Genomic DNA, 18,345 nt, shown 5'->3' with positions numbered 1-18,345 from the left:
AGTATAAGAGCATCAATGCAAACGGTGCAAATATAACTAAATAAACTATTGTATTCGTACCTATTGATGTCATAGTAGCTGCATACAATATGAATAAAGAACTTAATGTCCCCAATAATTTAGACATTTTGTGCACCTCCAAAACTAATTGCTATATTTATACTTTTTTCACCGTTCTGCTAACTGTTGTTCTCTCGCTTTCTAAAGGATTTATGCCTAAAACATCTTCTACATTTAGAAGGAAAAAATTATATTGGCATTATCGATGTACCAAGACTGCATAAAAACGTAATCCGTTAAAAGTGCAGGCATCACTTGGCGATAAACAGCTCACCGTCACGCTCGTAGGCATAGCATTCCTGCTGCAAAACACGGGCAATGCGCACAAAATCATCGGCCACATCGGCATCGGTATAAGCCACCAGCAGCTTTTCCGCATAGCTGCGTCCCTTATAATAGCCCACGACATCCTGCACGAAAAAGCCGTCCGTATGCTTATACAGCACCTCAGCGAAATCGTCTATCACCTGCTGCCATGGAGCAGGCTTTAAAGCACCGTTCTCATAAACAGCGCAGGGAATATGAAAAACGTATCTGTGCACCAAGGCACCTCCTTCAACCCTCTTTATACAAAAACGGCCACCGACAGACGCTTTGCTGCCAATGGCCGTTTATTTTTCTGACTCACTGCAACAGCAGCTCAGAGCTACACTAATTTAGTTTTCGTGATGGCGTTCCTTGTTCTTGCGCACATATTCCATGATAATACCGGCAGTTTCTTCAATCGCACGGTTGGAAACGTTGATAATCTGGCAGTGCAGACGGCGCATAATGCCCTTAGCATAAGCCAGCTCGTCATCAATACGCTTCATATCGGCATAGGTCGCAGTATCGGACAGGCCCATGGTTTTCAGGCGCTCGCTGCGGATTTCGTTCAGCTTGAACGGGTCAATCAACAGGCCGATAATCTTATATGGAGGCACCTTGAAGAGCTCTTCAGGCGGAGCCAGCTCCGGTACCAGCGGCACGTTGGCAACCTTAATCTGCTTATGTGCCAGATACATACTCAGCGGAGTTTTGGAGGTACGGGAAACGCCGATAATAACAACGTCCGCCTTCAACAGGCCCAGAGGATTTTTACCGTCATCGTATTTAACGGCAAATTCCACAGCCTCAACACGCTTGAAGTATTCGTGGTCCAAAGAGTGAATCAGGCCAGCCTGATTTTTCGGCAGCAGACCGGTAGACTTTTCGATGGATTTCAGCATCGGTCCCAAAACGTCAACTACCTCAACATCACTGCTCATAGCCTTGTCCGCCATATGCTCGCGCAGCTCCGGCGATACGATTGTGTAACAGATAACCGCATGATTAGCTGCAGCCTCTTCTACAATTTTATCAATCTGTTCCTTGTCCTTAACGTAAGGAACACGGATAACATCAAATTTTTCTTCTACGAACTGACTGGTGGTTGCCTTAACTACGGATTCCGCAGTTTCACCAATAGAGTCAGATACAGCATAAATAACCGGATTAAGCTTCGTTATTATGATAATTACCCCCCTTACCCTCAGCCAGATCTACCAGCAGACGAGTAAAATTAGTTTTTGTGATACGTCCCAGCACCTGATACATGCGCTTCTTTTCATCAATGATTTTGACTACCGGCAGACAGTCGATTTCATTATCAATCAGTCTGCGTGCTGCCGAAGCGGCAGGCTCATCCGGAGTAGCCACAATGATTTTGGAAATCGGCGTCATCACCATGACCACGGGAATATCACGCAAATCATTATTATTGATAGCAGCCTTCAGTAAATCCTTTCGCGATAAAATGCCGTTCAGCATGCCTTCCTCATCCAGCACGAACACCGTTCCGACATCCTCCAGAAACATGGTAACAACTGCTTCGTAGGCGCTCTTGTCATGTTTAATCGCTACCGGTACCGACTGCAGATCCTGCACAGTAATAGCAGAAATTTCTTCCATCAGCATACCCAAAGTATTTTTACCGGTATAAAAATAACCAACCTTCGGTCTCGCATCAAGAATACCGCCCATAACAAGGATTGCCAGATCACTGCGTAAGGCAGCGCGGGTTACATTCAGCCTTTCGGCTATATGCTCGCCGGTAATAGGTCCGTCCAGACGTACAATTTCAGCAATTTGCTTCTGCCTGTTGCTTAAAGCTATGATCTTCACACCCTTTCTGTCTAATACAATAGTCTATAATATAGGTATAGTATACACTATTAACAGAAAAAATGCTAGATTGCGTCACAAATAATTTCTGCAAATTTTAGCTGTATAGCTTAAATTTCTAATTATGCTATTTTTATCTGCGCCCCTTGTCCTGACCGTGACCGCTGGGAATGTAATAGCGCGTTCCCACCAGCTCATCAGGCAGATACTGCTGCTCCACCCAGCCTCCGGGAAAATTGTGCGGATACTTGTAATCTATGCCGTGCCCCAGCTTGGCGGCACCGGGATAATGCGCATCACGCAAGTGCTTGGGCACGCTGCCGCAGTTACGGTTACGCACATCCGCGCGCGCCTTGGCAATGCCCATATAGGCAGTGTTGCTCTTAGGTGCATTGGCGATATAGCACACAGCCTCCGCCAACGGTATCTGCGCCTCAGGCCAGCCGACAAAGTCGGCAGCCTGCGCCGCAGCGTTGGCTACCACCAGCGCCTGCGGATCCGCCAGGCCCACATCCTCCGCCGCACAGATAACGACGCGACGCGCCACAAAGCGCACGTCTTCACCGCCCTCAATCATACGCGCCAGATAATGCAGCGCCGCATCAGCATCGCCGCCGCGCATGCTCTTGATAAAGGCGCTGATGATATCGTAATGCTGGTCGCCCTTTTTATCGTAACGCTGCAGCGCTGTACCAATAACGCTGCGCAGCGTTGCCACCGTCAGCACACGCTCGCCCTCCTCCGGCAGCATGAACTCAGCCTGCTCCAGAATGTTCAGCGCACTGCGGGCATCGCCTGCCGCAAAATCGGCAATAATCCTCAGCGCCTCAGGCTCCGCTTTAAAGCTGCCGGCAAAACCACGCTCCGGGTCGGCAATCGCACGCTCTAAAATCTGCTGAATCTGCGCTGCCTGCAGCTTTTCCAGACGCACCACCTTCATACGCGAAAGCAGTGGCGAATTGATTTCGAAGAAAGGGTTTTCGGTAGTAGCACCGATGAGCACTATCGTTCCGTTCTCAACGTAGGGAAGCAGTACATCCTGCTGCGCCTTGTTGAAGCGATGAATCTCGTCGATAAACACGATAGTACGGCCGCATCCGTTGCGTCTGTCCTCCTGCGCCTTGGCGATGAGCTTGCGCAGCTCGGGCACACCGCTGGAAACGGCATTGATGGCCTCAAACTTTTCACCGGTAACATGCGCGATGACCTTCGCCAGCGTTGTTTTGCCTGTTCCCGGAGGTCCGTAAAAGAGTACGGACTGCAGCACATCACGCTCAATCATACGGCGCAACGGACTGCCTGCGCCCACGGCGTTCTCCTGCCCTACAAAGTCGCTGAGGCGTTCGGGACGCATGCGGTCAGCCAAAGGCTTTGTCTGTCGCTTTTCAGTTTCAAATAAATTACCGAATAGATTTTCCATGATCGTCACTCTCTATTTTATTCCAAATCCAGATTCTCTAATTGCTTGAGCTGATCTCTTCTGGCATAAATAACTGCGATTACATTCACTAATTTATTATATTCATCAATCCAATAATAAACCAGGAAATTCTTCACAGGAAATCTACGCACACCTTTTTTTCTGCAATTTGCTTCCTCAACTAAAGCATACATACCAGGAGTCCACTGTAAAAGCAAAATTTCTTTTCTAAAAGTCGCCAAAAGATTTTTGGCAGCTTTCGGTGACATCAGCTCATAAGCTATATAATCTCTGATTGTTTCCATCTGCCTATAAGCATCATGCGTAATATTAACTCTGTACTGTTTTTCCATTAGCTACAGACCTCGCATAAGCTTATCCATTGCTTCTCCAAAAGGAATACTCTCTCCTCTTTTAGCCTGCTCCAAGCTGGCACTAATCATTTGCTCAAATTCTTCATCACTCATAGAATCGCGTGTCGGCAAGCTATGCGGTATGGTAACAGCAAAAGGTATACCACGTTTCAGGATAACCTGCCTATAAGTCATGTTAATAAACGATGATGCAGAAATACCTAATTGTTCTAAGATTGCCTCTGCCTGAGCTTTAATATCAGGCTCAACTCTTACACTTACATTTGCACTTTTGGCTACCATAGTAATCCCACCTTTCACACTCATTATAGCATCAATGTATTGCAAAACGCAATACATTGATTTTTGGCAAAAATTAATCCCCACAATGCCGTCCAGCTCCGTGTTTTGAACCTGCATGTGCAGGTGGGTGCCTTCCCTACCAATCGCAAACGTCCACTCAAAGGAGGCATGTTTTTGAAAGAAGGAGTATCAGGCTCCCTAGGTTAGAGTGTTGGCTCAAAACCTTTGGAGCAATGTAACGAACATCGCAGGGGTATAATTAACAACTATTCTTCAATTGTCTTTAACTTCTATCGACATACATATAATACCAAAAATGGAAGCGTTTTTCAACGCTTCCATTAAAAATTTTTGAATATTTATTTTGCTTTATCCTCTTGACAGAAGCGGTCTAAAGTGCTTATTTGTCTTCTTTGTCCTTCTTCATCAGCAGGCTGGTCTTGATGTGCAGCTCACGCAGCTGTTTTTCATCAACATCGTTAGGAGCCTGAGTCATCAGATCGGATGCGCTCTGAGTTTTCGGGAAAGCAATTACGTCGCGGATAGAATCGCGCTGAGCCATAATCATGATCAGACGATCAAGACCGAATGCCAGACCACCGTGTGGCGGAGCACCGTATTCGAATGCGTTCATCATGAAGCCAAACTTCTCTTGTGCTTCCTCATCGGACAGGCCGATAGCTTCGAATACCTTCTTCTGTACGTCGCGGCGATGGATACGGATGGAACCGCCGCCGATTTCGGTGCCGTTCAGAACCATATCATAAGCCTTAGCATATACCTTGCCGGGGTTGGTCAGCAGCAGCGGCAGGTCCTCGTCACGCGGAGCGGTGAACGGATGGTGCATTGCAACATAACGTTTTTCTTCCTCGTTGTACTCGAACATCGGGAAGTCAACAACCCAGGTGAAAGCCAGCTTATCTGGATCAATCAGACCACGGCGTTTAGCCATTTCGATACGCAGTGCGCCCAGAGAAGCTGCAACTACGGACGGTTTATCAGCAACGAAGAGCAGCAGGTCGCCTGCTTCAACTTCAGCAGCCTTTTTGATTGCTTCAATGTTTTCATCGCTGAAGAATTTAGCGATGGAGGATTTTACGCCGCCTTCTGCCGGGAATTGCAGCCAAGCCATACCCTTAGCACCGTAGATGCCGCAGAATTTAACGAGCTCGTCCAGCTGACGACGCGGAATATCTGCATAACCCTTAACGTTGATGCATTTTACCTGACCGCCGTTAGCGATAACATTGTTGAATACCTGGAAGGTGCAGCCTTTAACAGCTTCGCTGACATTTTTCAGCTCCATGCCGAAGCGCAGGTCCGGTTTGTCGCTGCCGAAACGATCCATAGCATCGTCCCAGGTCAGACGTTGGAAAGGAATCTGGATATCCTTGCCCAGAGCACCCTTGAAGATGTGGTGGATTAAGCCTTCCATCAGCTCCAGGATTTCGTCAACTTCCATGAAGGACATTTCCATGTCCAGCTGGGTGAATTCCGGCTGACGGTCAGCACGCAGGTCCTCATCGCGGAAGCAGCGTGCGATTTGGAAATAACGCTCCATACCAGCTACCATCAGCAGCTGTTTAAAGATTTGCGGAGATTGCGGCAGTGCATAGAACTTGCCGGGGTTTACACGGCTCGGAACGAGGTAGTCACGAGCACCCTCCGGAGTGGATTTACACAACATCGGAGTTTCAATCTCGAGGAAATGATTATCATCAAGATAGTCACGCATCAGCTTAGCAACCTTGTGACGCAGAATCAGATTGCGTTGCATTTCCGGACGGCGCAGGTCCAGATAACGGTATTTCAGACGCAGGTTTTCATCGGTGTCAATGCCGTCTTTAATGTAGAACGGAGGAGTTTTAGCACCGTTCAGCACTTCGATATCATGTGCCAGTACTTCGATAGTACCGGTAGGAATGTTTTCGTTGATGGTGTCCTCATCACGCAGACGTACATTACCAATTACTTTGATAACATATTCGTTACGGATGTCCTCGGCAGTTTTGAAGCTGCTGCCTGCGCTTTCGGGATCGGCAACAACCTGCACGATACCGCTGCGGTCACGCAAATCGATAAAAATCAATCCGCCGTGGTCACGTCGTTTAGCAACCCAGCCGCACAGTACAACCTGTTCGCCGGCTTGCTCCTTGGTCAGCACACCACAATGATGGCTGCGTTTTTCATTAATCATCTTTAGCACCTCTACTTATAAAGTATTGAAATAACTAATAATATCATTAACAGCGATTTCATGTTGCTCGCTTGTTGCCATGTTACGCACAGTAACGGCATTACGGCTGAGCTCATCCTCGCCAAATATTAACACTTGCTTAGCTTGGAATTTGTTGGCCTGCTTCATCTGGGACTTCATGCTGCGGCCGTTAAAGTCGTATTCAACTTTAAAGCCTGCGCGACGCAGATCAATGGCGGTTTTGAAGGCCAGCGCAAAGTTTTCCTGCTTGGGGCAGACAACATATGCGTCAATGCTTTCATCAAATTCGGGCAGCAGATTCTGCTTCTCCAGAGCCAGCAGCACGCGCTCCATACCCATAGCAAAGCCGATGCCGGGGCGGGCTTCGTCACCACTGATTTCCTGTACCAGTCCGTCGTAACGGCCGCCGCCGCAAACAGCGCTTTGTGCGCCCAGCGGAGCGTACTGGATTTCAAAAGCAGTTTTTGTATAATAATCAAGGCCACGCACAAGATTGTGGTCAACCTCATATTCAACACCTGCAGCGGTCAGCAGCTGCTTCAGGCCCTCAAAGTGTTCCTTGCATTCATCGCACAGGCATTCCTCCAGGCTCGGTGCGCCCTCGCCCAGCTCATGGCAATGCGGATTTTTGCAGTCCAAAAGGCGCAGCGGATTGCGGTCGAAGCGGCCCTGGCAATCCTTGCACAGCTCGTCAAAATTAGGCTTAAAGAAAGCCTGCAGCTTTTCTCTGTGCTGCGGACGGCATTTGGGGCAGCCTACGGAATTGATTTTCAGCTTCAAATCCTTCAGGCCCAGGCTCTGCAGTACCTGCACAGCCAGCAGAATAATTTCCGCATCGACATTCGGACCGGTTACGCCCAAAGCTTCCACACCGAACTGGTGGAACTCACGCAGACGGCCTGCCTGCGGACGGTCATAACGGAACATAGGTCCGATGTAATAGAACTTCGTGGCAGCGTCATCCTTGCTCAGCTTATGCTCAACGTAAGCGCGGACAGCACTGGCGGTGTTTTCCGGACGCAGGGTAATACTGCGGTTACCACGGTCGGTAAAGGTATACATTTCCTTTTCAACAACGTCGGTGGTATCACCGATACCGCGTTGGAACAGCTCTGTATGCTCAAACACAGGAGTTCTGATTTCTTTGTAGCCATATTGTGCGCAAATCTTGCGCATGGTTTCTTCCAGATAACGCCATGCGTTAACGTCAGAAGGCATAATATCCTTCGTACCTCTGGGTGCTGTTGTCAGCATAGTCTATCCTCTCCTAACGGCACTTGCGCCTATTACAGGTCTGTGCCTTCTATATTAAACAAATCACGGCGACGCTCTGCCAGCTCCTGCAGGCGCGCCCCATACACTGCCACATTTTTCGGCATATTCAGTTTATGCAGATGGTGTCCGTCAGGCAAAGGCACCTTGCTGGCAGATGCAGGTCCCACACCAATCACCGGATGACGTTCCTCCATCATCTGGATATTATAGATACTTTCCGTACCGGGCTTGGCATAACCGATGTTTGCCAGATGCCCCAGCATATAATGCTGGCGATACAGATAGTACGGCTCTAACCCTATCGCAGCTGCCATCTCAGCGGCCCGCTGCACCATTTTTTCCGCTGCCTGCGTAGTAAGCACTGCCTGCTCCTGCTTTTGAAAGAGCGGCGCGCTGCGCTTCAGCGTAAGCGTATGCACAGTAAGATTCTCCGGCGCCAGCTCCACTGCCTGCTCCAGAGAATATGCAATCTCCTGCTCCGTTTCCTGCGGCAGACCGATAATCAGATCAACATTCACAACAGGAATCCGGCTTTTGCGCACAAGCTCATAGGCATTGTAAAAATCCCTGACGCTATGACGCCTGCCAATCAGCTGCAGCGTTTTATCATGGAAGCTCTGCGGATTGACGCTGATGCGTTTCACCCCCGCCGCCTCCATCGCCGCCAATTTAGCGGCACTGAAGCAGTCCGGGCGACCGGCCTCTACCGTGAACTCGCGCAGATGCTGCAAGCCTTCGCAGTTGCTTTGCAGCAGTTTTCGTTCCACTGCCTGCAGCAGACGTGCAAATACCTTATCACTCAGGCTCGTAGGCGTACCGCCGCCGATATAAAGTGATTTTACACGCAAGCTATGCATACCTATTAATTGTACCACATTTTGCAGGTCTTGTTCAATCATATTTACAAAGTTTTGCTGAGATTCTTCATCCTGCGGCACAATTCCCGCCGGGAACGAGCAATAGCTGCAGCGCGAAGGACAATACGGCACGCCGATATAAATACCGGTATCCGTAAGGCGCGTACTGTCGCTGAGGATATGCTTCTGCTTCAGAGCAATGTCCGCAAGCAGCCTTCCCTGCGCCATTGGCAGCAAATAATTTTCGCTCAGATATTCCGGCAAGGCTGCAGCCTCTACGCCGCTGTCAAGCAGCTTATGCGCCAGCTTCGTCGGGCGCACGCCTGTGAGAATGCCCCAGGGCAGCTTAGGCTGCAGACCGGTAAGCTCGGCAAAAACCTTCAGCACGACAAGCTTCACGCAACGCGTTACCTCGCCGCTCGCCGCAGCTTCGCTGCAGGGCTCGCTCGCTGTAAAGCTTTGCTCCGCACCTTGCAGGCAGGCGCTGACGCAGCCGTGCTCGCGCGCAAGCGTCAGCGTCAGCGCAGCGGACGGAGCCGGCTGATAGCCAAAAAATGCGGCCATGTCGCTCACAGGCCGCGCAGCATCAAGCTCCAATGTATTACGTAAGCAAAAAAACATTTAATTCTCCCGTCCTTCACCGGCATGCCACAGCTGCTTGTACAGCACTCTGTAGATTGCTGCTACCGGCACGGCAAAGACCATACCGAGAATACCGAACAGCTTAGCACCGATGAGTAGGCTGATAATCAAAACTACAGGATGCAAATCAATCTTCTGTCCCATGAGCTTAGGCATAATAAAATTAGCATCCAGCTGATAATATACCAGATAAAAAAGCGCTACATGGAAGGCAGCCTCCGGCGCCTGACCGTAGGCAATAAATACAGCAGGCACAGCGCCCATCAACGGGCCGACTACCGGTACCGTTTCGGCAAGGATGGCCCAAAAGCCGAGCACCAGCGGAAAGTCAATACCCAAAAAAGCCGTGCCGATGGTAATAACGAAGCCGGAAATCAGGCTCAGCTTGCCCATACCGCGCACATAGGCGCTCATGGTTCTGCCGATTTCGTCCACAACCTCCGCCGCCTTCTCCTGCGCGTCGTAGTTGAACAGATTAATCACCATCAAGCGCAGCTCACGCCAGTCCTTAAGAAAATAAAAGGCAAGGAAGGGCACGATAATCAGGCCTATCAAGCTCTGCACAATTCCCAGGCTGGACTGGACAAGATTACGCAGCACCGTTCCCACAAAGCCCATCGCCCAGTTCAGCAGGCCGTTGACCAGCATATTGAAGTCGGACGGCAAGAGCGGAATAGTAGACGGGTCCTTAAGCATGCTGTCCAAATCCTGAATATTGGATTTGGCGGCCAATGCCGGCAGCTTTTGCAGGAACTCGTTCATCTGCCCGAAGAGCGGCAAAATAATGAAGCCGATAATCATAAAAATAAAGATACAAAAGGCCAGTAACGCCAGGATAATCGCCACCACACGTGACAGCTTAATCATGCCATGCGCCATGCGCACCTGCGCGATAGCATTAACTAGCGGATAAAGTGCAAAGGCCAAGCCTACTGCCAGCAGTAGCGGCAGTAAAAAGCCAGCCATTAAATATAAAACATAAGAGATTGCCGTAACAACACCCAGCTTAAAAAAGGTGCTTTTACGTATTTGAGGCCAATATTTCAGCATGATGTTTTATTGCAGAAACGGGTTTCTGCGACGCTCCCAGCCCACGGTAGTAGTAGGTCCGTGCCCCGGCAGCAGCTTAACATCGTCATCAAGCACCATCAGCTTTGCTTTGATGGACTTAATGATAGCACTGTAGCTGCCTCCCGGCAAATCGGTGCGTCCGATAGATTCACAGAAAATAGTATCACCGGCAAAAACTACCTTGCCCGGCGCGTAGTAATAACAGAAGCCACCCTTGGTATGTCCCGGCGTAGCAAAGGCTTCAAACTTCATGCCTGCCAGCTCCAGCACGTCACCGTCATGTACAAGGTGGTCTGCAGGCTCATTTTTCAATTCTTCACCGATAAAGAAGGATAGGTTTCTGTTCGGCTGTGTCAGGCAGTCGGCATCATCCTCGCCGATATATACCGGCGCACCGGTAGCCTTGCGCAGCTCTGCCAGCGCACCGATGTGGTCGCTGTGGCCATGAGTCAGCACAATAGCGACAACCTTGGCCTTAGCCTGCTCAATCATTCTCTTGATGGTCGGGTAATCTCCGCCCGGATCAAAAATAACACCTTCGCCAATGTTTTCATTTACAGCAAAGTAACAGTTGGTAGCAAGCATACCTGCTTCAACATGATAAATCTTCATTCTTCAACCTCCGTTGATAAATCTATGCACAATATAATTATAACAGCTTCGTGCTGTCCAGCAAAATAGTTACCGGACCGTTGTTCACCAGCTCTACCAGCATATGCGCGCGGAAAATGCCTGTTTCTACCGGCAGGCCTGCCTTACGGCAGCCGTCGACAAAGCGCTCATAATAGGCATTGGCCACATCAGGCGCCGCTGCCGCCGTAAAGGACGGGCGCTTGCCGTGGCGGCAGTCACCGCACAGGGTAAACTGCGAAACCGCCAGAATAGCACCGCCAACATCCTTCACCGACAGGTTCATCTTACCTGCCTCATCCTCAAAAATGCGCATACCGCAAACCTTGTCGATAATATAAGCCAAATCCTTATCGGTATCGCCCTCAGCGACACCCAGAAGCACCAGCAGGCCCTTCTGTACCTCGCCGGTAATCTTTTCATCTACAGTAACACTGGCGTGGTCTACACGCTGCACAACTGCTCTCATTTCTTCTTGCCTCCGCTGCCGTTCGCCGTAGAAATCAGGCGTTCAACAGAATAAACACCCTTCATGCGGCGGATACGGTTCATAAAATACTCCAGCTGCTCCAGGCTCATGATATCAAGTCCCATGTGCATGGTAGCAATTTTATTCTTATCTGTATGACATGCAAGCGAGAAAATATTAATCTTCGTTTCGCTAGTCACATTCATAATATCGCTCATCAGTCCTGTTCTGTCTACGGACGTAATCACGATGTTAACCTTATAGACATCATCAATGCCTACATCCCAGGCAACCTCAATTAAGCGACGCTGCTCCTCGGGATTATTGGTCAGGATATTAGGGCAGTCCGCACGGTGTACGGAAATACCGCTGCCGCGTGTAATATAGCCGATAACCGGGTCGCCGGGAATCGGGTTGCAGCAGCGCGCCAGCTTAACCATGATGCCCTCCTCGCCCTTAACGAGAATGCCGTGGCTGGCCTTAGCCTTAGACTTGCGCGGCTTCAGCTCTGCCAGTACCTGCGCCAGGTCCTTGGTGGTTTCCAGCTTCTGCTCTTTTTTATAGACCTCTACCAGCTTGGACATAACCGTGTTCAGCGTAACACCGCCATAGCCAAGTGTTGCCAGCAAATTTTCATCGGAATCGATACGGATTTTGCTGCCTGCTTCCTTCAGCTTTTCCGGAGCCATCAGCACCTTAGGCTCGTAGCCGAGACGTTTAACCTCACGCTCCAGCATTTCACGGCCCTTGATGATATTTTCCTCACGGCGCTCCTTCTTGAACCAGCTTTTGATTTTATTGCGTGTATCCGAAGAGCCGACAACGTTAATCCAGTCACGGCTCGGGCCATTGGACTGCTTGGAGGTGATAACCTCTACGATATCGCCGTTCTTCAGCTGATAGTCAAGCGGTACAATGCGTCCGTTGACCTTGGCACCTACGCAGCGGTTGCCTACATCCGTATGGATGCGGTAAGCGAAGTCAATCGGAACACTGCCTACAGGCAGGTCAATAACATCTCCGCGCGGCGTAAAGACAAAAACCTCATCGGCAAAGATATCCATCTTGACCGTGTTGACAAAGTCGCGCGAATCATTCATATCCTTGTGCCATTCCAAAAGCTGACGCAGCCAGCTCAGCTTGGCATCAAAACCCTTATCACCGCTAGCAGAAGGCTTGCTGCCGCCGCTTTCCTTATAGCGCCAATGCGCAGCGATACCGTATTCGCTGATGCGATGCATCTCAAAGGTGCGGATTTGAATTTCCAGCGGCTGACCGCCGTTAGACAGCACAGTAGTATGCAAGGACTGATACATATTGGATTTCGGCACCGCTACATAGTCCTTGAAGCGGCCCGGAATAGGACGCCACATGCTGTGTACGATACCCAGCGTTCCATAGCAGTCCTTAACGGTATCTACCAGCACACGAATAGCCAGCAGATCATAAATCTCGCTCAGCTGCTTGTGGTCACGCAGCATTTTCTTATGAATGCTGTAAAAGTTTTTCGGTCTGCCCTGAATTTCGCAGCGGATACCGGCCTTCTCGACAGCGTCCTTCAACGTTGTCATAGCCTCGTTAATCATATCCTCGCGCTCACGGCGTTTTATTTTTACCTGCTCTACCAGGTCGTAATAAATATCCGGCTCCATATAACGGAATGCCAGATCCTCCAGCTCCCATTTAATGGTATAGATACCAAGACGATGTGCCAACGGCGCATAAATCTCCAATGTTTCCCGGGAAATAGACTGCTGCTTATGCACCGGCATATACTTCATCGTTCGCATATTATGCAGACGGTCAGCCAGCTTAATCAGTACCACACGGATATCGCGTGCCATCGCCAAAAACATTTTGCGATAGTTTTCAATCTGGCGGTCTTCCTTGGAAATATATTCGATTTTGCCCAGCTTGGTAACACCGTCTACCAGGTTTGCTACTACGGTGCCGAACTGCTCTTTGATATATTCCAGCTTGTAATCCGTATCCTCTACCACATCATGCAGGAAGGCAGCAGCCAGTGTTTTATCATCCATCTGCAATCCCACAAGGATGCTTACAACGCCAATCGGATGGATGATGTACGGTTCACCGGATTTACGTGTCTGCGCAGCGTGTGCCTTGGCTGCCAGCTCATAGGCCTTACGGACAAAAGCTACCTGCTCCGGCGTAAGATATTCTTCTATACGCGCAAACAATTCATCTATATCAGTAATATTAGTTATTGCGTTTGTCGAGGGCATTCTCCCCACTCCCATCTGCACTTCATCAGCAGCGCAACAACTCGTGCTGACTCAGGCGGTAATTTTCTTTATAAATGTGCTCCAAACGCTCTCTTTCCTGCTGCAGGGTTACATATAGGGGTGCATCCTCCAGCGAGCAGCGTTTAATAGCAGCTTTTTCTATTATACCATTATTATAGCGGATAAAGCCAAGCTCTTCCATAATTTTTACAGCTTGTTCACTTATTTGTTCCGCATGAGCAGACAAAAGCTCATCGATGCTCACGGTCGTCCGCATTTTGAGTGCATTCATCACCAGCTTATAGGCCTGCATCATCGCATCCCTGTCCGGATGCGTCAAAGCCAGGCGCTGCAGCTGCTCCTGCAAATCCGGTTGATTAAAGAGCATGGTCACATGTTTTGCTCCCTGTCGGCGCAGTCTGCGCATAATATCCGCCAGCGGATAAGCAGGCAAATCCAGCAGCACTATTTCTTCGGCCTGCTGCAGCCTTTCCTTACTCAACCCGGCAGCCTCCTCATAGGAAGCCAGCTCCAGATAATCCCCCGCAGTCTGCAGCACCTCGGCGGGCAGCGACTGCTTATCTTCTGTATAAGCAAGCACCTTGTTATGCACCTTGGCCAATCCCAGCAGCAGACGCCATTTATCATCGGCAGCCTGACGCATATCCCCCAGCGTCATTTGCTGACGAATGCTTACAGCCTGCAGCTGTACACTCGTTTCATTATTCCAGACATTTATTTTCGGCTGAAAGGCAACATCAGCCACCATATTTTCAAACATATACGGCAACAAATCCGCATTATTCCACATCAGTCCGCGATAAGAATTGTAGCCCTTATCCAGCACAAACTGCAGATGATTGCGCTCCTTGCCCATAGCGCGCTGATTATGCAGCAGCGCCTGACGGAAGGCAAATACAGGTGCCTGGTTTTCGCAGCCGCAGGGTTCCAAGAGCGCCAGCTGCTCCAAATCCCTGATGCTGATTTCACTGCTGCCGCTCAAAACACAGTCAATGGCCTGATGCGGCAGATAATCCTCCGGACGCAGCTTTTGCGCAACGTATTCGCGGAAACGGCGCTTAAATTCCGGCAACAGCTCTGCCGGCAACGTGAGGCCCGCTGCCTGATGGTGACCGCCGTACTGCGTCAGCAAATCACGCTCGGCATCTATCGCCTCGTAAAGATTAAGCGCCGGAATACTGCGGCAGCTGCCCTTGGCAACTCCGTTGTTCAGGCTGATAAGAATCGTCGGCAGGTGGTACTTGTCTACCAGGCGCGACGCCACGATACCGATAACGCCCTGATGCCAGCCTTCGGAAGCAAGCACGATTGCCGTATCAATATGCTTTTCCTGCGCCAGCTGTGCTTCCGCCTCATCCATAATCTGACGGCTGATTTCCTGACGCAGAGTATTTTCACGGTTAAGCTCGGCGGCAATCTGCTCCGCCTTAACGCTGTCGTCGGTTACCAAAAGCTCCACCGCCAGCTGCGCATGCTCCAGCCTGCCCACGGCGTTCAGGCGCGGCGCCAGACCAAAGCCGATGTTATCGGAAGCAATGCCCGTTGCAGGACAGCCGCTGGCCTTAATCAAAGCACGCAGGCCAACCAGCTTCGTTGTTTCCATTGCCTTCAAGCCACGGCGCACCAGCTCGCGGTTTTCGCCGATGAGCGGCACAATATCCGCTACCGTTCCCAGTGCCGCCAGCTCTGTCAGTCCCTGCCACGCCGGCAGCCTGCCCGGCTCACGCTGCTCCAGCGCCTGGCACAGCTTGAAGGCAATGCCTACACCGCTCAAATGCTTAAACGGATAGCCGCAGTCACGCTGCTTAGCGTTGATAATTGCGTAAGCAGGAGGCAGAACCTCCGGCACCGTATGGTGGTCCGTAATAATAATATCCAGAGACTTCGGCGCATTGGCTACCTCGTGCAGACCGCTGATACCACAGTCCACCGTAATAACCAGCGTTGTCCCGTTCTCGGCAATGCTCCTCAGTGCCTCATCATTAAGACCGTAGCCCTCGCTTTTACGCTGTGGAATGTAAGTAGCAACTCTGCCGCCACGGTGCTTCAGATAAAGATACAGCAAAGAGGAGGCACTGATTCCATCCACATCATAGTCGCCGTAAACTGTAATCTGCTCGCCTGCCGCCAAGGCCCGCTCTATACGCTCAACAGAGCGTTGCATGTCCTTCAGCAAAAACGGATCATGAAAGGGCGTAACGCTACCATAGAGAAAAGCACGCATAGAATCAGCATTCTGCAGACCTCGCTCCAATAAAATACCGGTGACCATCGGCGAAATATTCAGCTCCTCCGCCAAATAGTCTGCCATCTGACTGTTATATTCTTTTATATCCCAAATTCGTTCCTTGTGCATCATTGGCGGCTACCGCTCTCGGCAGCAGTCTTTTCCGCTGCAGCCGGCTCTGCCTGCTTGGCAGCATCTGCCTGTGCCGCCTCGTTGTGCAACAGCTGGGTGTGCTGCAGCATGGCAACGCGCTCCTGCAGGCGTTTGTTTTCTGCCTGCAGCTGCTGCATTTCCTCACGCATTTTTTTATCCTTCAGATAATGCTTGGCCTTCATTGTCAGCAAGAAGCAGGTGGCAACCAGCACGCCCATTAAAAACGCACCGAGTATTACCAGCACCAGTGAAGCGCTGAAGCTCCAGAAAACAAAGTTCAAGGACACTGCTACCGCATTCTGCACGGCAAACAATGCTACTATCATACAAATAATTATAACTAAGATTAAAAACGGCATTCAGCTCAACTCCTTTAGTATAAATTTTAATATATTATAACTGTTATAATTCTGCCAGCACACAAAAAAATCCTGCTTATGAAGCAGGATTTTTAGTGTATACATGCTCATTTAAGGCCTGATTTTATTTAGTCCGCAAAGACTGACGGCAGACTGTTATTTTTCCTTCAGCTTCTCCAAGATAAAGGCTGTCACACGGCTCTGCTTGTCAATCTCCAGCGCAAAACGCAACGGCTGCTCCTTGTCGTCCTGCCAAAAATATTCGTAGGTAGTATTATCAGCAGCATAAACAACCGCATCAGGCAGGCCGTACTGTCCTACAGCTCTGCCGGCACTGTCCCCGATGCTTACGCCGCGCATCGTAATATACTTGGGATCAACCACACGGATTGCTTCTACTGACTGTTTTTTGCGGGCAACGCTGATTACTGCACCCTCGTAGGTGTATTTAATCTGTTTGCGCTTTTTATCTACCTGCTCCTGCTTGACAGCACCAAGACGTTCCTTGGCCTCCTGCTCATCAAACTGCTTCCCAAGCGCAGCATAACCAAGAGCAAAATCCTCCTGCGTCAGCTCATCTCTGCTGCCGGCAACAGTATAGGGTGCATAGATAAAGCCATCCACACCATCTGATTCTGCCTGTAGCCAATCGCCCTTCTGACCAATAACACGCAGCAGCGAATGGTGCGGCAGCACCTTCAAAACATTACCGTCCTTGGCAGCACTGCGGAAGTTAATATCATCAGCCTCCAAAATTACAAAGCTGCCCTTATCGTAGCCCTTAATTTTTTCACCTGTATAAAACGCTTCCTGCTGCTCGGCAGCAGCACACAGCTGCATTCCCACTGCCAATAAAAGTGTCAGACCAATTGTTTTGAGCAATCTCATTGCCACTGCATCTCCTAACTAAATTCCGTAAGCGGCATGTGCCAGCTCCTGCACAGCCTTAACAGTATATTGCGAAGTACTGTATAAATAATTGTCATGCAGGCTTTGTACGCGGCCGTTCTTTACAGCCTTAATGCTTTTATAGGCCGGATTTTGTAAAAAGCGCTGACGGAATTGCTCCGGGTTGCCTTTTTTACTGTAATCCCAGCTTGGCGTAATAATCACATCCGGATTAAGCTCCAGCATTTTTTCCTCCGACAGGTTCCCCTGATACGGAATATCCATGCCGTCCAGCGCATTATGTACGCCTGCATAATAGCACAGGCCGCTGAAGGTACCCCTCATGCCCAGCGGTCCGGTAAAGGAGAGCGCCAGTACATTAAGCGGCCTATCGCCTGCAGCCTGCAGTGCCTGCTTACGCACAGCCTCCAGCTGTGCTTCCATGTTTTTGGCCATCTCCTCGCCCTTGGCTTCTTCGCCTACGGCAGAGCCGATTTCCTTGATAAACTTGAAGATATCCTGCACATTATTCGGCGTATGGCACACATAAACCTTGAGTCCGGCGCTGCGCAGTCCCTGAATCGGCTCCACGGTATAATCCGGGATAATAACCAGATCGGGCTGCATGTCCAACACGCTTTCCAGATTGCTGCCCTGCGCTCTGCCCTTGACGGATTTAACCTTGTCACCGGCACTACAGATACCGGAATCGTCAGCCAGCAGCGACAAGGCTGCCAAGCGCTTACTGTCAACCATATCCAGCAAAATTTCATCGGCAGATACGTTCAGGCTCACAATGCGCTGCGGCTTTTCGCTGAAGCTCAGCTTGGTGCCTGTTGCATCCGTCACCGTGTACAAAACCTTACCGCTGTCGGCGGTATTCTTTTCCTGCGGTCCGCAGCCGGCAAGCAGCAGACACAGCAGCAGGCAAACTAAGAACAGAATTTTTTTCATAATAATCTCCATGCCGCGCGGGGCTCGGCACAAATAGGAATGAAACAGAACCCGCTA

17 protein-coding genes and 1 other RNA gene are annotated in these 18,345 nt (G+C 50.0%); all 18 read right to left on the bottom strand.

Annotated features, from left to right (window positions below; genetic code table 11):
• Window positions 1-311: 311 nt before the first annotated feature.
• Window positions 312-602 carry a hypothetical protein gene (locus Q0612_RS04325; protein ID WP_298881187.1) on the bottom strand — a complete coding sequence of 97 codons (291 nt, stop codon included), beginning with the start codon at window positions 600-602 and terminating at the stop codon, window positions 312-314.
• A gap of 114 nt (window positions 603-716) precedes the next feature.
• On the bottom strand, window positions 717-1,553 hold the full coding sequence (locus Q0612_RS04320; RefSeq protein ID WP_367181690.1) for a pyruvate, water dikinase regulatory protein: 837 nt from the start codon (window positions 1,551-1,553) through the stop codon (window positions 717-719).
• The gene (locus tag Q0612_RS04315; protein ID WP_009146278.1) at window positions 1,534-2,202 is read right to left on the bottom strand and encodes a helix-turn-helix transcriptional regulator; all 669 of its coding nucleotides are present in this window, start codon (window positions 2,200-2,202) and stop codon (window positions 1,534-1,536) included. The genes Q0612_RS04320 and Q0612_RS04315 overlap by 20 nt, the downstream gene beginning before the upstream one ends.
• A gap of 133 nt (window positions 2,203-2,335) precedes the next feature.
• Window positions 2,336-3,622, bottom strand: a complete 1,287-nt coding sequence (locus Q0612_RS04310; protein WP_298881186.1) for a replication-associated recombination protein A — start codon at window positions 3,620-3,622, stop codon at window positions 2,336-2,338.
• A gap of 17 nt (window positions 3,623-3,639) precedes the next feature.
• A complete protein-coding gene (locus Q0612_RS04305; protein ID WP_298881185.1) occupies window positions 3,640-3,975 on the bottom strand; it encodes a type II toxin-antitoxin system RelE/ParE family toxin in 336 nt (111 codons plus the stop codon).
• A gap of 3 nt (window positions 3,976-3,978) precedes the next feature.
• Window positions 3,979-4,278 (bottom strand): type II toxin-antitoxin system RelB/DinJ family antitoxin, encoded by a 300-nt coding sequence (locus tag Q0612_RS04300; RefSeq protein ID WP_293813224.1) that lies wholly within the window; start codon window positions 4,276-4,278, stop codon window positions 3,979-3,981.
• Window positions 4,279-4,351: 73 nt separating this feature from the next.
• Window positions 4,352-4,535, bottom strand: a non-coding RNA gene (gene ssrS, locus Q0612_RS04295) — 6S RNA.
• Window positions 4,536-4,678: 143 nt separating this feature from the next.
• Window positions 4,679-6,475 (bottom strand): aspartate--tRNA ligase, encoded by a 1,797-nt coding sequence (aspS, locus tag Q0612_RS04290; RefSeq protein ID WP_298881182.1) that lies wholly within the window; start codon window positions 6,473-6,475, stop codon window positions 4,679-4,681.
• A 15-nt stretch (window positions 6,476-6,490) separates the two neighbouring features.
• Window positions 6,491-7,750: a histidine--tRNA ligase gene (gene hisS / locus Q0612_RS04285; RefSeq protein ID WP_298881180.1), complete on the bottom strand. Its 1,260-nt coding sequence runs from the start codon at window positions 7,748-7,750 to the stop codon at window positions 6,491-6,493.
• A gap of 32 nt (window positions 7,751-7,782) precedes the next feature.
• The gene (hemZ, locus tag Q0612_RS04280; RefSeq protein WP_298881178.1) at window positions 7,783-9,249 is read right to left on the bottom strand and encodes a coproporphyrinogen dehydrogenase HemZ; all 1,467 of its coding nucleotides are present in this window, start codon (window positions 9,247-9,249) and stop codon (window positions 7,783-7,785) included.
• Window positions 9,250-10,320 carry an AI-2E family transporter gene (locus tag Q0612_RS04275; protein WP_298881177.1) on the bottom strand — a complete coding sequence of 357 codons (1,071 nt, stop codon included), beginning with the start codon at window positions 10,318-10,320 and terminating at the stop codon, window positions 9,250-9,252.
• Window positions 10,321-10,326: 6 nt separating this feature from the next.
• A complete protein-coding gene (locus tag Q0612_RS04270; protein ID WP_298881175.1) occupies window positions 10,327-10,953 on the bottom strand; it encodes an MBL fold metallo-hydrolase in 627 nt (208 codons plus the stop codon).
• Between the two features lie 37 nt (window positions 10,954-10,990).
• Window positions 10,991-11,440 carry a D-aminoacyl-tRNA deacylase gene (gene dtd, locus Q0612_RS04265; protein ID WP_298881173.1) on the bottom strand — a complete coding sequence of 150 codons (450 nt, stop codon included), beginning with the start codon at window positions 11,438-11,440 and terminating at the stop codon, window positions 10,991-10,993.
• The gene (locus Q0612_RS04260) at window positions 11,437-13,686 is read right to left on the bottom strand and encodes a bifunctional (p)ppGpp synthetase/guanosine-3',5'-bis(diphosphate) 3'-pyrophosphohydrolase (RefSeq protein WP_298881171.1); all 2,250 of its coding nucleotides are present in this window, start codon (window positions 13,684-13,686) and stop codon (window positions 11,437-11,439) included. Before Q0612_RS04260 ends, dtd begins: the two co-directional genes overlap by 4 nt.
• Window positions 13,687-13,711: 25 nt before the next feature.
• Window positions 13,712-16,066, bottom strand: coding sequence for a single-stranded-DNA-specific exonuclease RecJ (gene recJ, locus Q0612_RS04255; RefSeq protein ID WP_298881169.1), 2,355 nt, complete (start codon window positions 16,064-16,066; stop codon window positions 13,712-13,714).
• Entirely contained in the window at window positions 16,063-16,446 is a 384-nt protein-coding gene (locus tag Q0612_RS04250; RefSeq protein ID WP_293721609.1) for a lipopolysaccharide assembly LapA domain-containing protein, read from the bottom strand. The genes recJ and Q0612_RS04250 overlap by 4 nt, the downstream gene beginning before the upstream one ends.
• A gap of 156 nt (window positions 16,447-16,602) precedes the next feature.
• The gene (locus tag Q0612_RS04245) at window positions 16,603-17,334 is read right to left on the bottom strand and encodes a hypothetical protein (RefSeq protein WP_298881166.1); all 732 of its coding nucleotides are present in this window, start codon (window positions 17,332-17,334) and stop codon (window positions 16,603-16,605) included.
• A gap of 18 nt (window positions 17,335-17,352) precedes the next feature.
• Window positions 17,353-18,288, bottom strand: a complete 936-nt coding sequence (locus Q0612_RS04240) for an ABC transporter substrate-binding protein (RefSeq protein ID WP_298881164.1) — start codon at window positions 18,286-18,288, stop codon at window positions 17,353-17,355.
• Between the last annotated feature and the right edge of the window lie 57 nt (window positions 18,289-18,345).

This window comes from uncultured Phascolarctobacterium sp. (genome assembly GCF_937920985.1).
Taxonomy (GTDB): Bacteria; Bacillota; Negativicutes; order Acidaminococcales; family Acidaminococcaceae; genus Phascolarctobacterium_A.
The sequence above is the reverse complement of the archived record's forward strand: the minus strand, read 5'-3'. Positions and strand labels throughout refer to the sequence as shown.